The following is a 15315-nucleotide window of genomic DNA, read 5'->3' on the forward strand; positions in this document are numbered from 1 at the left end:
ACTATGGGTAGCATCATGGCTACTACCAACGACCCCGGAAGCAATATTAATCCGCTCTGGATTTCATCCATGCCCATCAATTGTTGCAGAAATAACGGCAGCAAAAAAATGCCTCCGAACAATACTACAGATCGAATAGCCGAAATAACCATGCAAATGGAGAAATTGCGATAGTGAAACAGGTCCAGATCAAAAACTTTATTTTCTACCAGACTTTCTACCCATAAAAAAAGGATGAAACTTACTACTGATAGTATGGCACAGGTTACAATATACGTGGAAGTCCATCCTTCCTGTTCCCCTTTGGAAACGCCGAGCAGGAAAGATATCAGAAAAATGGAAAGAAAAATGAAACCCCAGAGATCAAAAGGTTTGTGTGTGCTGGCATGGGGTTTATCATGTCTGAGCAGCGATGAAGCCATAAATAGTCCGACAATCCCTATGGGAATGTTTACCAGGAATATCGATCTCCAACCAAATGTTTTAGTAAGAAAACCACCCAGAGTCGGAGCAAAAATTGGGCCGATAATTATACCCAGGCCCAGAAATCCCATGGCTTTCCCTCTTTCATGAGGTTCAAAAACGTCAGCCAGCATGGCCATTGCGGTGGGACTAATAGCTCCCCCGCCTACAGCTTGCAGGATTCTGGCGATTATTAGCGACGGAAGATTCCAGGCCATGCCGCATAAAATTGAGCCCAGCGTAAAAATAAAAAGGCTGGATATATAGAGAAATTTATAGCCTATTCTGTCTCTGAACCAGCTGGTTAGAGGCATTAAAGCAGCAAAACTCAGCATATAGGCTGTAACAATCCATTGAATGTCATTTACGTTGGAACCGAAGTCCGCCATGATTGCCGGTATGGAAATATTTACAATGCTGCTGTCCAGAACCGACATCATGATTCCGATCATGATGATGATCATTACAATCCACTTGTAATTATCTTTTTCCTTGGGTATTGCAGTATTCATATCAACGAACTTTAATACGTATTTCTACTGATTGTCCTGACCTGAGCATTTTGTTGGGATGCGGGTCCAGCTCTATTTTTATAGGTATACGTTGTACGACTTTAGTGTAATTACCGGCCGCATTATCGGCAGGGATAAGAGAAAACTGAGAAGCCGTAGCCGCCAGTATCTGTATAACTTTACCTGTTAAGCGTCCTCCCTCGTCTATTTTAATGGCAACAGTTTGACCTAAACGTAACCTGCCAACAAACGTTTCCTCAATATTGGCATAAACCCAGGCATGGTCAATATCGGAAATAATCAGACCTACCTGGCTGGGGTCTAAAATGTTTCCAACTTCAGCAATTTTTTGAACAACAATTCCATCTATCGGACTTTTCAAAAAAGTATTATCCAGGGCAATTTGCGCGAGATTTACCTCTGCTTCGGCTATTAAGAAATTGCTGCGGGCGTTTTCCAGATCGCGCTGCGGCAAATTGTTGCTTTTTACCAGTTTCTGTGTCCTTTCCAGATCGATGGAAAGCAGATTATATTTTGCTTTGGCTTTGTCTAACTGGGCCTGTGCAATACGATGATCAAGCTCAATTAAAATTTGACCTCTTTTTACACGGTCTCCTTCAATAACATTTACTTTTTCAATCCTGCCACTGACCCCAGTTGGTGCGATTCGTACCAATGTTGTGGCAATACGCGCGTCATTTGTGGAAACATATGGCCTGAACATATACAGCCAAATCAACATTCCGGCCACAAAACCTATTAATAATACGCTTCCTACAATTTTTGACCTGCGGTATTGCCACCACTTTTTTTGTGCTTTTTTTAATGGTTCCTTGTTTGTTGCGCTTTTTTCAGTCATCCGAAATCCCTGTCCTTTCGATTTTAAATAACATATGGATTATATAGGCCGAAAGTTACTTTGTCTAATTAACTAATTTTAATAAATGGGTAGAAATAAATGTTGTGTAATAAAACTTATTCCGATATTGAAAATTTCAGCTCTGTAATCGCTATCCAGAGCAATAAATTGCCCATAACCGATCCTGAGCTGAACCTCTTTTCCGAATTGGTAACCAATGCTCAGCATGGGTTGTATCATGAGCCCTCCCTTAACAGGCACTCCGCCACCTCCACTTCCTCCCAGCATCAGTTTCCCGTCTACAAAAAAGTCCTGCGAAAGATTCCAGACATAACCCAGATTAAAGCTTCCAAGAGCATATCCGCCTCGTCCGCCGCTAACAGCTCCATAGGCAGACCCGCCCAGGTAGAGATTGTCGGTCAGGAAACGGTCAAATTGAACACCCAGCATGGAAAACTCGGGTATCTGTTGCGGTTTACAAACTTCATAAACCAGGGTTTCCACCCTTTTTTGTTTTTGCAGGTTTTTATAATCGGTATCGGTCAGCGGTAGAGCAAAAAGCAGGCTGGAAAGGAGAAAAAAGAAGATAGACCCCACTACCTGTTGAGCTTGTCCGAAAATATATTTTGTCATTGCGAGAAGCGTCTGCGACGAAGCAATCCACGTATCTAGAAATGTAGACTGCCGCGCTTCGCTCGCAATGACTTTAAAGTCTTCATTTTCGGACAACCACCAGAACAGATGTGTCATTTTCAGAGAGTGCTCTACTTTATCTCCCATAAACATCATAAAAATTATATCCTATAGTAAAGCCTGTAAGCCAGCTTTTTATCTGCCCGTTAATAAAATCAATATAACCGGTTTGCAACTTAATAAATATACTGTCGGTTAGCAAATATCCTACCGCGATCGATGGTCGAAGTATTCCTCCACCACCCTGAGGCGCTCCATGCCCGCCTCCCCCTCCCACAAAAATCAGGGGTTCAACAAAAAAGTTCTCTGAAAAATAATGATCATAACCAAGAATAAATCCGCCGATAAAGTAGCCGCCGCGGTCTCCCAGCAATGCTCCGTAACCTGTTCCGCCCCAAAAAAGTTTTGATTTATCAAAAAAACGCTGGTAGGTAAATCCGCCGACAGTCATGGATTCGTTTTGCTGAACTTGATAGGACTCAAAAGTAAGTGATTCCGCGGACAGTGATTTTTCAATCTGAAAGTTCGGTGTAACCAGTGAATATACAGGACTTATAAAAAAGAACAGCATAAAAAAAAATAAAAATTTATTTAATATGTTTTGCATTACTTTTTTCGTTTACGGAGAGGGTCGGTCGTTCGGCCGGTGTGAGGCGGGGTGAGTTTCAGGTAATGCTTTTTAAAAAAATACCAGCTGCTCTTATAAACCTGTTTACGCAGCATATGGCTTCTCGTAGTGCTTTTCCCTCCTAAATGAACGATAGAAGTTCCCGGGAAATAAATAACATTTAGACCTGTTTTATTGACTGTTTTACAAAGGTCTACATCTTCATTATAAAAAAAATAATGTTCATCAAAACCACCGATTTTTTGAAATAAATCTTTTTTTATGAACATAGCCGCGCCCGAAATAAAACCTACCTTCCGCGGTTTTTTGCCCCAGTATCGCCAGTGATTTATGATGCTGCCATAATACTGTGTGGTTTTATCGGTGTTTAACAGACGTGGCCCAAGTATTCCAGTCTGCGGGTTTTCATCGAGATATTTCATACATTTTTTAAGACTGTTTTCAATCAATAAAGTATCGCTGTTTAAAAACAACAAATATTGCCCTTTGGCTTGAACTACGGCCATATTGTTGGCTTTGGCAAAACCATAGTTTTCTTTGTTGTTTATAAATGTTAAATCCGGATATTGTTTTAGATTTTTGTCCGGTTTATTTTTAGAATTGTTATCTACAATAATTACTTCAAAAGTAACATCTTTAGTGTATTCATATAAAGATTTCAAACAATCCGTTAGCAGTTCCGGTGTGTTATAGTGAACGATAATTACGGATACGTTAACGGTTTTCATCCTGGAGACGTTCCATGAAGCTTTCTATTCTGATTTTTGTCCGCATATCCAGAGGTCCGGGAGTGTCACCTTCGAGGAGCAGAACAGGTACTTTAATCAGCTTTTGAATGAGAGCTGCATCAATCTGCCTGTGACAAAAAGACTGGACATAATGAATTATAGCTTTCAATGACCTGCGTTCTATTTCCATATTAATTGTTTGAATACGGTTGAACAGGTCATATGGATATTGAAAAGCCAGATATTGTTGAATAAGGTCGTGTTTTAACCAGTGCATGCTGAAGTCCTGTTCTACCTCAAAATAAGCTACCTTTATCGGAAAAGTATTCTCCACATAATCAAATAAATCATTATAGATCGTGGGTACACCGGTGTATCCTATTTTAATTTTATCGGTAATAGCTTGTTGGCCTTGCAATTTCTGGATATGAGCATCTACCTGTGAATTAAACAGATTATAGTCGCCGTTAAAATCTGTAGTGGAGACCAGCAGTTGTTGGACGGTTTTAGCACTGAGCGTATTTTTTTCGTTTTGCAGCAAATCAAATTTATTGATTTTGGAACGCAGCTGGTCCAGGATTTTTTTTGTATGCATGGCTTTATCGTAGGACACTCCAAAATAACTGCCCAGTTTATCCAGTTCCATCTTTAATTTTTCCGGGTTTTTATCGGAAGGATAAGAAAAACGAATTATATCTATGTGCGGGTAATAATACTGGTACATATTGATCAGGGCATGATTGTTGCTGCAATCACCCTCGGTTACTGCTATGATTACGCTGATTCTTTCTGCCAGATCATCCAGAACTCCCAGCAGCCCCTTTATCCAACTGCAGGTGTTACGGGGCATGCCTTTTCTTTCGCCGGAATCAATAAATTTCATGGGATCAGGATTGGTTATAAAATAATTGTTCAGGTCCAGCGGAACATGGCTTGTCGGCCAGATGTATTCCTGAGGGATGGTAGTTGTAAACGCTATACTGGTCATTTATATTGTTTTAAAACCTCATAACGGCTCATAACTTTATATACATAGCGAGTCGTTTTTTCGCTGAACGGGCTGTCTTTTTTGCGTATAATAGCATTTACTCCCTCAAAATAGGAAGCCAAACTATACTGAACATCACCTTTCCAGGTGTCGAGCAATTCTCTCATCATGGTACAGGTCGCCCGAATGTTTTGTTCAATATCAAAAGGATCGCTGACTTTATAACATTGCAGATTAAAGTCCATCAATTGTCCCAGGCCTTTGGCACCAGAAGGTGACACGGCGCACCTGTTAAATTCTGATTCCACTGCTATCAAAGAAGTCATAAGCAGAGGATCAAGATTATAGATGTTGGAATAAACTATAATATTTTCAGCAATAGTCAAAACATCGCCAATCGGTACTGTGCTGAAATTGTCCATGATATAGCTGGTAATTATTTGATAGGTGTTTAGATTGGTAGCGTCATATGATGGAATTTGTCCTGTCATGGATGCATCAACATTCTGGCTGAGCATTCTGGCTTGTCTGAATTTAGTAGGTTTTTCCAGAAATGTTTTTTGCGGGTCCTGATGTGATGTGGAAAAAATAGAAAAAATAATTACAAAAACTACAAAAATCGTCGCCCAATCCATAAATTTCAGTCCCCTTCATTCCGATTCAGGTCAAAGTTTCTTTAATATATCGGCAATCAGCTCTGCGGCTCCCTTGAAAGTTATGTCTACCTTGTTGCCAGTTCTGTAATTGAGCTCGATTATTCCTTCTGCTATTTTTTTCCCGATTATTATTCGTAACGGTGCCCCAATAAGGTCTGCGTCATTGAATTTCACGCCAATCCGGTCTTTACGGTCATCAAATAATACCTCAATGTTTTTATTTTGCAGCTCTATATATAGTTTTTCCGCTGCCGTCACCTGTTCCGGGGTTTCCATATTAGCGGTGATTAGAATTACCTCAAAAGGAGCTATCTGCACTGGCCAGAGAGGCCCATGCTCATCATGAGCCTGTTCTATAGCTGCCATAGCTGTGCGTCCTACTCCGATTCCGTAACAACCCATAATAAAATTTTGCTCCAGGCCCTTTTCATCCAGATAAGAGGCATTCATAGCCTTGGAGTATTTGGTCCCGAGCTTAAAAATATGCCCGACTTCTATCCCTCTCTCCTTTTTTAATTTTCCTTTATGGCATTCCGGACAATCGTCACCTTCTCTGGTCATGTTCAGATCAACAAAAACAATATCTTCAAAGCGGCTTAAATCTCTCGCAGGATTAAAATTAAGCAGGTGTTTGTCTTTTTGATTGGCCCCGCAGACCATATTTTTGGCGTTGGTTAAAGAATTGTCAAATAATTCGACAACCTGGTAGTCAGTTTTCTTTTTGGATGGTTTGTTAGGTCCTATAAAGCCATTTTCACAGCCCCAGTATTCCGAAGTTTCTTCAGGCTTGGCAAGTTCTATTGTGGTAGCATCCAGAATATTTTTTACTTTTGTTTCATTTATTTCATAATCTCCACGCACAAAGACCATGGCAAAACCCAGTTTGTCACCCTTGAGAAACCGATAAAATACGGCTTTCATGGTTTTATAATCTGGTACCTTCAGAAATTTCGCAACCTCTTCAATAGATTTTTTGTCCGGAGTATTCACAAGTTCCATTTTTTTTGCTGGTTCCGAATCAATATTTTTTATTATGGTGGTAGCTTTTTCAATATTGGCAGAATAGTCGCAATGATCGCAATATAAAATAGCGTCCTCACCGGTATCGGCAGTTATCATAAATTCCTGTGAAGCATTGCCGCCGATATTCCCTGAGTCGGCTCTTACAACTCTGAACTTCAGTCCGCAGCGTTTAAAAATATTGGAATAGGCTTCAAACATATCCTGATAAGTTTTATCCAGGCTTTCGGTATTGCTATGAAAACTGTAGGCGTCTTTCATGGTGAATTCTCTTGCCCGCATTAACCCGAAACGGGGTCTGATCTCATCTCTGAATTTAGCCTGTATCTGATAGAGGTTTACCGGTAATTGTTTATAACTTTGAATGTTATTTCTGACCATATCAACTATAACTTCTTCATGGGTTGGCCCATAGCAGAATTCGCGATCGGCTCGGTCTTTGATACGCAGTAGTTCTTTGCCATATGCATACCAGCGACCACTTTCCTGCCAAAGTTCCACAGGCACCATGGAAGGCATAAGTATTTCTATGGCACCTTTTTTATTCAGTTCCTCACGAATAATGTTTTCAATTTTTCTGATTACCCGCAGACCAAGCGGCAAATAATCATATATTCCCGCGGCAATTTTTTTTACATAACCCCCTCTTAAAGCAAAAATCTGGCTGGGGACTTCGGCGTCAGCCGGAACATCACGTAAAGTGGGTATAAAGTATTGGCTGTAACGCATATTTATTTCTCCTTTAAAGTGTTTAATTTGCCGCCTGCCAACAGATAGCTGATTTCCCGGTCGGAAAATTCCGCCAGTGTATTAATTCTTTTTTTCTTTGTTTTATTCAGTACTACTATAGATGTTTTATTTTTTAAACTGTCCGGCAGGTTTTCAATTAATAAATCGTCACCCAGCTGGAAATTGTCATAATCACCGGAGTAGGAAAGAAGTAGCGGGATAATCCCGAAATTAATCAGGTTCGCCCGGTGAATGCGTTCTATGCTTTTTACCAGCACTACCCGCACACCCAGGTACATCGGGCAAATTGCAGCATGCTCACGACTGGATCCCTGTCCATAACTCAGGCCGCCTATAATGATGCCGGCTAATCCTTCGCTTTTATTGGCAATACAACGTGCGGCAAATTCCGGGTCTACATTTTTGAAGACTACCTGAGAGTATTTATCGATATTGGAACGATACTTGAGATAAGAACCAGCAGGCATAATATGATCAGTAGTAATTTTATCTCCTACTTTTATGCAAACACGGGCGTTCAGTTCTTCTTCCAGGTGGTTGTTAAAAGGTGGATCACCGATATTGGGCCCTTTGATTATTTTAATTTTTTCTCGTTCCTTTTCGGGCAACGGTTTGATTAATAACGATTGATTAACAATAAATTTGACCGGCTGCTGATACTCGATTTTTGTATTTTTAAAATAACCAGCCGGATCGGTTATTTTACCGGTTAGGGCTGAAGCTACGGCAGTTTCTGGGCTGACCAGATATATCCCCGCGCTTTCGGTACCGCTACGACCTTGAAAATTACGGTTATTTGTACGCAGGCTGACTGCGTCTGTTGTTGGAGACTGCCCCATGCCTATACAGAAACCGCAGGTTGATTCCAGTATTCTGGCACCTGCCGCTATCATTGGGGCTAAAAGGCCTTTTTTACTGATCATTTCTAAAACCTGCTTGGAACCGGGTGCTATCCCGAAAGAAACATTGGAATTAATTTTTTTATTTTTCAAGAGCCGGGCTACTGTAAATAAATCCTTGTAGGAACTGTTTGTGCAACTGCCAATCAGCACCTGGTCAACCGTTGTGCCTTCCACAGCATTGACCTCTTTAACATTGTCAGGTGAATGTGGTAATGCGACCATAGGTTTTAATTCCGCTAAATTAATGGTCAACGTTTTGGCGTATCTGGAACCCTTATCAGGTAAAATTTCTTTCCAGTCCCGAGATCGTCCCTGCGCTTTCATAAATTCATAGGTTATCTCATCTGACGGGAAAATAGATGTTGTTACTCCCAGCTCGGCTCCCATATTGGTAATGGTTGCTCTTTCCGGTACAGATAAATATTTGAGACCTATCCCGCCATATTCTATGATATAGCCGACGTTCCCTTTGGTTGTAAGCAGTTGCAGGATTTTTAAAATTATATCTTTAGCAGTTACAAAAGGTTTGAGCTTGCCTTCCAGATTAATACGCACAATTTTTGGATTCGGCAGATAGAAAGGGCCTCCGGCCATAGCTACCGCAACATCCAGCCCGCCTGCCCCTATGGCCAGCATGCCTATTCCACCGGCTGTAGGAGTGTGTGAATCCGAGCCTAGAAGAGTTTTCCCCGGTATGGCAAAGGATTCCAGATGTACCTGATGGCATATACCGTTTCCTGCTTTGGAAAAGTAAAGACCGAATTTTTCAGCGATGCTTTGCAGATAGCGATGATCATCGGCGTTTTCAAAACCATCCTGCAAAGTGTTGTGATCTATATAACTTACCGAGAGGTCTGTTTTTATTTGTTTGAGACCGATGGCCTCGAATTCCAGATAAGCCATGGTCCCGGTAGCGTCCTGAGTTAAAGTCTGGTCTATATGAATACCGATTTCCGCGGATTTTGATAAAGACCCTTCCTTCAAATGCTCGCGGAGGATCTTTTCTACAACATTCACTACCCTATCTCCATAGCCAGTTCATCGAAGTTGAAGTCTATAGCCAGTATCCCTATGATTTTTTCTTCATGGTCAAATACGGGCGTGGAGACGGTAATTGTAGGATTCCCTGTGATTTTTGACATATACAGGTCGGAAATATATGAGCTGCCATGCTTAATCGGTTGAATAAACCAATCCCTGTCTGAAAAATCTTCGTCCAATAGTTTATGTTCATATGCCTTTTTGTCTTCGATCTGAGTGATGTTTTTCGTAATTTTTTTACCCTTGGTATTTGTAACTGATAGCAGCTTCATGGCCTGATCATTCAAAGCCATTTCTTCCAGTATAGGTTCAATTTTTTGTGGTACCATCGATTTTAATTCATTCTTGGTGGCAATGTGTTCTATGATGCTTACTGCTTCATCTGCAAGTTTTTTTCTGAATTTCGCGTAGGGAGAAGTGGATAATTCCGGCAAATATTTAATTACCAGTTTTTCCATTTCTTCATCGGAAATAGAGGTTGATCTGCCCAGATTGTATTCATCCATTATCCAGTCATATATTTTTAAGATGGCCGGATGTTTTTTAGTTACATTTTTTTCCAGGGCTGCAGGATATTTTTTATAGATCCAGTGCAGAATTCCAGCCGTACCGGATTTGTCGGAAATGCTAACAGATAAAGGTCTGTTTAAAAGTTTTTGAGTATCAAAGATGTTATAAATTTCTTCATTTTTAACCAGACCATCCGCATGAATACCGGCTCTGGTAACATTAAAATCTTCACCTATAAAAGGATAATTTTTTGGGAACTGATGCCCCAGTTCTTTTTCGAAATATTCTTTCATTTCAGTAATAACCAGTGTATCTATACCGTTTAATGAACCCATCAGACTGATATATTCAAAAATCAGCCCTTCCAGAGGCGCATTTCCCGTTCGTTCGCCTATACCGAAAATGGCGCAATTAGCAGCGCTTATTCCGTGCAACCAGGCAGTTACTGTATTATCAACTACTTTATGAAAATCATTATGTCCATGCCACTCCAGCCATTCCGAAGGAACACCGCATTCATTCTTGAAAGCGTGTACCAGTTTCGCTGTTCCTCTGGGTAAGGTTGCGCCCGGATAAGGAATTCCATAGCCCATGGTATCACATAAACGAATTTTAATCGGTGTTTTTGCATTATTCGCTATATCCATAAGCTTTTGTACAAAAGGAACCACAAATCCATAGATATCTGCTCTGGTAATGTCTTCCAGATGGCAACGCGGAAGTACGCCGTTTTCCAGGGCAACTTCCACCATTTCTACATAGGAATCAAACGCCTCTTTACGTGTTTTTTTCAGTTTTAAAAAAATATGATAGTCAGAAACACTGGTAAGTATTCCTGTTTCTTTCAGCCCCATTTGTTTGACCAGCTTAAAATCTTCTTTGGCAGCCCTTATCCAGCCGGTAACTTCTGGATATCTGTATCCAAGTGCCAGCACCTGTTCTACTGCTTTTTTATCTTTATCTGTATACAGAAAAAATTCGCTTTGTCTTATTACGCCGTTTTTTCCGCTCAGACGATTAAGAAATTTATAAATTTCTACAATTTGCTCTACTGTAAAAGGAGCTCGTGATTGTTGTCCGTCACGGAAAGTAGTATCGGTTATCCATATTTCTTCAGGAACATCAAAGGTGACAATGTTATCGTCAAATACAACTTTGGGAACTTCGGAATAAGGGAATAAGTCGCGGTAAAGTTCCGGGTCTTTGCGGTCTACCAGATTATAAGTATCTCTAGTTTTTTTTAAGAAACCGTGGCTTTTTGTATATTCCAAGACTAATCCTCCCTAATTTGTTTCCAACATTTTAATATGATTGAATGTTTAAATCAAGCAGTATTGATGGACTTCTCAGGGCAATTTTTTAATTAATTCAGCAATGTGATTCAGGAAGACGCGTTAAACCGGAATTTGTGTTGGCTATTGATATCTTTGAATTTTCCGGTTAATCAAGGCATTGTCTATGCTGTCAGGCTTTTTATTGAAAAACTCCGTAACCCGTATTTCTGATTTGTTGAATTTGATTGATTTGAGCATTTAAAACCTGTTGCTGTAAAAGATCAATCTTTTTATTCAGTTCCATATTATCCTTTTTCAGCTGAATTACATAGAGTGTCAATTCTTCAACTTTTTCCAGCAATTTTTTTTGGATTTCTGCAGAATTGGGATCAATGATTGTCAAATCCGCTGTAGGCCAGTTCGGTAATTTCCTATAATACTTAACATAGTTTTCCACATCAGCTAACGGTAGTAATCGATACATCGGATCAAAAACATCAGTCGCGGGGGCTGAAGATGTGGCAGATAAAGCCAGACTACAGATAATGACTAGCATGGAAAGTAGTAAATGTTTCATTTATCCCTCCGGATTAGTATTTTATTATTATACAATTTAATACTGAGGTGTTCACTAAGTTTTATTAAAATAGCGGATAATTCCTTCAACCACAGCTTTAGCGATTTTATCGCGGAAGTCTTCAGTGAGCAATAAATTGTATTCATCAGGATTGGAAAGATAAACAGGTTCGATAAGTACCGCGGGCATGTTCGTATGGAACAGCACAAAAAAATGAGCCTTACGTACGCCATTATCAACCCGGTGTAACGATTTGAGCAGAGCTTCATGTATAATTTTACAGGGCTGATAATCTGTGCTTTTATAGAAATACGTTTCTGTACCGTTATAATGAGGATTTCCAAAACTGTTCAAATGTACACTTAGATAGAAATCTGCCCGGTTGCGATTGGCGAACATGGTACGGGCCGATAGAGATAAATATTGGTCTGATTCAAGAGGCATAAGCACAGAAGCTCCAGCCTCGTTTAATAGGTTTTGTATTTTTTTACTGATGTCCAGTGTAAACCATTTTTCATAAACATTGCCATAACCTATAGCTCCGACATCAATACCTCCGTGTCCTGCTTCCACAACTATGGATTTTCCGGCCAGCGGCAATTTTTTATATGGCGTTGTACTAACCTCGGTTCTAACTTCTTTTACTTCTTCTGTTATTTTTTTTGTTTCTTTTGTTTCTTTTATTTCCGCTTTTGTTTCTTTGGCGACAACAATTTCCTTAACCGGTTTGTAGAGATTGATGACAAGGTCATCTTTATCTGCATGGACTTTATATCTGATATTTGGTTTCAATGTAATTGTCATTTGCGCGGCAAGTGGATCCCAATTGCGTTGAAGTCCTTCGACTTTCTCCAGATAGGAACCTGTAAAATAATAATCACGTTTGGCTTCGTAAGTCATATCATAAAAATCAATAACAAGTTTTTCATTTTTTTCGTTGATGTTCGTGGAGGCGAGATGGCTTGTTTTAATTACCAGTTTTGCGGTTTTCGTGTTTTCCTCAAAACGAATTTTTTCTATTTTCCCCGCGGATTGGATATAAGCTTTGGTACCGTCGTCGGAAAGAGACAAACCATAGCTCTTTGCTTGTTTCAGATCAGCGACTATGCGCACAGTTTCTTCATCAAGCTGAGCTGCCCTGATTATCGTGAAGTTACTTTCCGTAACAGTGCTCACGGCCCTCTTGAAGTCCAGTACAGCATTGGGAATATCCAGTACCAACCGTGCCGGTTTGGAGAGTTGAAAAATATCTTTGGGGTTTATTTCATTATAAGATTTAACAACAATGACATCGCCGGATTTTTGCAGTTCGTTGGCTATATCATAAATAATAGGATTTATAAACAGGGTGTGGATTCTATAATCCCAGCGAAGTCCCAAGCCTATAGCCATTGCGAGTTTTTGCACAGGAGCATAAACCTCCTGCCCTATTTTGTAGGCTTTTACTTTTGTATTTATTTCTTCTTTATCGCCGTATTTGATAAACAGGTTTTGTTTTTCATCAAGATAATAATCATAGCCGAAAGGTGTCAGTATATCTTCTACAGGTAATATATACTGGTTATCAATGATCTTTGCCTTACCCGTGACGGTTTTCTTTTTACCTTTGACGCTGATTTTAATATTGGAAATACCCTGAAACGAAGGTATCCATGTAGCTTTTTCCGAGGCGCGTGTTTTTCCGTAGTCCACTGCCTGAATTTGTGTTATTGTCGACACTTCGGGTTTGGGTTCTTCTTTTTTTATTTTTACAGAAGCGTCTTTGGGTTTTATTAAGAGAATATTCTGCTGCAGGATTATATCCAGTTCTTTTTTGGTTTTTATCGATAGTTTAGCTAAGTCCGGAGTAAGTGTGATTTGTCCGAGATATATCTGCTCAAAGGTCTTGTTGGATTTGACAAGCCGCGGAAAGTTGATTATCGTGTCTTTCAGCGCCAAGGTATAAGAACCATCTGACTCCCTGACTAATTGAAACTTATCATCATCAATCTTGCAGGAAAAAACAAGTTTTATTGCATCTTCAGTTATTTCCGCCTTGCTCATCAATTTGGACACATAATAAAAACGGTCTTTACGATGTACGGTATAACCGGCGTACCAGGCGAAATAGTTTAAAGGCACATACCATTCACTTTGGTATAAGAAAGATTTTGCAGGCATGTAATATTTCTGATCGTTTACCTGGACCAGGTCCAGATTTTTGTGAAAAACTATAGTTTTAAAATTATTTTTTACAGTGAGTTTGTTCTTGGATTTTACAAATGAAAGGTTCAGGCGCTGGCAGGTCTCTTCCAGCGGAATATTTAACAGATTATTCTGTATGACCGGATTGGCCCTGAGGTCCAGACGGTTACCGTCAAAGAGAATTATTGCATCATTTTGGATATTTAAGCTGAACAGCATTACCGGTAATACAATAGTAAATAAAAACCATCGTATTTTCATGAATTACTGTTCTTTATAATGATTTTTTAGATAAACAAAAGAAAAATGAATCAAAAAAACGATTAGCGCAAAAACTAAAATGGCTGCATTATTCTTGATCAGAATGAGTGAACCGGAGGAAACCGCTAAAAACAGGCTTTCCAGATATATAACAATCACGGTTTGTTTGTGTGTAAATCCGATTGCCATGATCCTGTGATGTATATGCTGTCCATCAGCGGAAAAAATCGGTTTTTTGTTTTTCAGACGACGCAATATGGAAGTTAAAACATCGTAAAAAGGAATCCCCAGGACCAAAACAGGTATGGCAAAGCTGAAAACACCTTCATGGTTCCAAATACCTATGACCGAAAGCACAGCAAGGTTATAACCCAGAAAGTAACTGCCTGAGTCTCCCATGAAGAGTCTGGCCGGATTAAAGTTATAGCGCAGAAATCCCAGCGTCACTCCCAGTAATACAGCAAGCATCAAACCGGTATCAATGTGCCCGAAAGCAAAGGCTGCGACGCAAAAAGTAAAAGCGGCTATAGCCGATATGCCCGCAGCCAGTCCGTCCAGTCCGTCAATAAGATTAATGGCGTTCATTACCCCTACAATCCAGATCATTGTAATTGGAACCGATAAAAAACCAAGAGGAATTGTCACCTGAGATAAAACAGTAAGTGAATTAATCTGAATATCAAATCCAAAAAAAGGACTGGCTGTAATAAAAGCAACCATTAACTGAAATAGAAGTTTGGGGAGTGCCCTGATCCCCAGAAGATCATCCAGAAAACCGAAAAAAGTGATCAGGGTAGAACCTACAATAACACCGCGTATCAGCGGAGAATAAATATCGATGGTTAAAACAAGAATAAAAAAAATACAAAACATGGCCAGGCCACCCACACGGGGCTTGGAGTATTTATGCACTTTACGGCCATTGGGAGTGTCCAGGATTTTCCAGGAAATAGCCCTCTTAATAATGGGTGGAGTAATTAATGCTGTGAGGATTAGAGCAGCGAGAAAATATCCGCAAATTTGTAATATTAGCCAGTAATTCATAAATATATTATAAACATATCCGTGTTATTCGGATATATTTGTATTGTATTATCAGTAGGATGATTGTGTCAAAATTATAATTAGCGGCAAATTGCGAGCAGTGTTCTGGCTGATGATTTCTGTGTACCGTTTAGGGCAGTAACTATAGCAATATAAGTATCATTGGGTAATACATTGCCATTTGTATTCCTGCAATCAAAAGATACTTTGTTATAACCTGATTTTG

General features: G+C 39.8%; 13 protein-coding genes. All 13 read right to left on the bottom strand.

Translation table 11 applies throughout. The features are described from left to right. A partial coding sequence (locus PHV30_09435) for a DHA2 family efflux MFS transporter permease subunit (GenBank protein MDD5457243.1) occupies positions 1-974 on the bottom strand: 974 nt, incomplete at its 3' end. Position 975: 1 nt separating this feature from the next. Beyond that, positions 976-1833, bottom strand: a complete 858-nt coding sequence (locus PHV30_09440; GenBank protein ID MDD5457244.1) for an HlyD family secretion protein — start codon at positions 1831-1833, stop codon at positions 976-978. A gap of 78 nt (positions 1834-1911) precedes the next feature. Further along, positions 1912-2622 carry a hypothetical protein gene (locus PHV30_09445; GenBank protein ID MDD5457245.1) on the bottom strand — a complete coding sequence of 237 codons (711 nt, stop codon included), beginning with the start codon at positions 2620-2622 and terminating at the stop codon, positions 1912-1914. Next, positions 2603-3133 (bottom strand): hypothetical protein, encoded by a 531-nt coding sequence (locus PHV30_09450; GenBank protein MDD5457246.1) that lies wholly within the window; start codon positions 3131-3133, stop codon positions 2603-2605. The genes PHV30_09445 and PHV30_09450 overlap by 20 nt, the downstream gene beginning before the upstream one ends. Then, on the bottom strand, positions 3133-3882 hold the full coding sequence (locus PHV30_09455; GenBank protein MDD5457247.1) for a glycosyltransferase family 2 protein: 750 nt from the start codon (positions 3880-3882) through the stop codon (positions 3133-3135). The genes PHV30_09450 and PHV30_09455 overlap by 1 nt, the downstream gene beginning before the upstream one ends. Continuing rightward, positions 3869-4870: a 2-hydroxyacyl-CoA dehydratase gene (locus PHV30_09460; GenBank protein ID MDD5457248.1), complete on the bottom strand. Its 1002-nt coding sequence runs from the start codon at positions 4868-4870 to the stop codon at positions 3869-3871. The genes PHV30_09455 and PHV30_09460 overlap by 14 nt, the downstream gene beginning before the upstream one ends. Continuing rightward, positions 4867-5505 (bottom strand): lytic transglycosylase domain-containing protein, encoded by a 639-nt coding sequence (locus PHV30_09465; protein ID MDD5457249.1) that lies wholly within the window; start codon positions 5503-5505, stop codon positions 4867-4869. Before PHV30_09465 ends, PHV30_09460 begins: the two co-directional genes overlap by 4 nt. Positions 5506-5535: 30 nt before the next feature. Continuing rightward, entirely contained in the window at positions 5536-7275 is a 1740-nt protein-coding gene (locus PHV30_09470) for a proline--tRNA ligase (protein ID MDD5457250.1), read from the bottom strand. Positions 7276-7277: 2 nt separating this feature from the next. Further along, positions 7278-9215: an aconitate hydratase gene (locus tag PHV30_09475; protein MDD5457251.1), complete on the bottom strand. Its 1938-nt coding sequence runs from the start codon at positions 9213-9215 to the stop codon at positions 7278-7280. After that, the gene (locus PHV30_09480; GenBank protein ID MDD5457252.1) at positions 9215-11020 is read right to left on the bottom strand and encodes a histone-lysine N-methyltransferase; all 1806 of its coding nucleotides are present in this window, start codon (positions 11018-11020) and stop codon (positions 9215-9217) included. Before PHV30_09480 ends, PHV30_09475 begins: the two co-directional genes overlap by 1 nt. Positions 11021-11222: 202 nt before the next feature. Next, positions 11223-11600 (bottom strand): hypothetical protein, encoded by a 378-nt coding sequence (locus PHV30_09485; GenBank protein MDD5457253.1) that lies wholly within the window; start codon positions 11598-11600, stop codon positions 11223-11225. Between the two features lie 54 nt (positions 11601-11654). Further along, positions 11655-14045 carry an N-acetylmuramoyl-L-alanine amidase gene (locus PHV30_09490; GenBank protein MDD5457254.1) on the bottom strand — a complete coding sequence of 797 codons (2391 nt, stop codon included), beginning with the start codon at positions 14043-14045 and terminating at the stop codon, positions 11655-11657. Positions 14046-14048: 3 nt separating this feature from the next. Continuing rightward, positions 14049-15089 carry an MraY family glycosyltransferase gene (locus PHV30_09495; protein MDD5457255.1) on the bottom strand — a complete coding sequence of 347 codons (1041 nt, stop codon included), beginning with the start codon at positions 15087-15089 and terminating at the stop codon, positions 14049-14051. Between the last annotated feature and the right edge of the window lie 226 nt (positions 15090-15315).

This window comes from Candidatus Margulisiibacteriota bacterium (genome assembly GCA_028715625.1).
Classification (GTDB): domain Bacteria; phylum Margulisbacteria; class Riflemargulisbacteria; order GWF2-35-9; family GWF2-35-9; genus JAQURL01.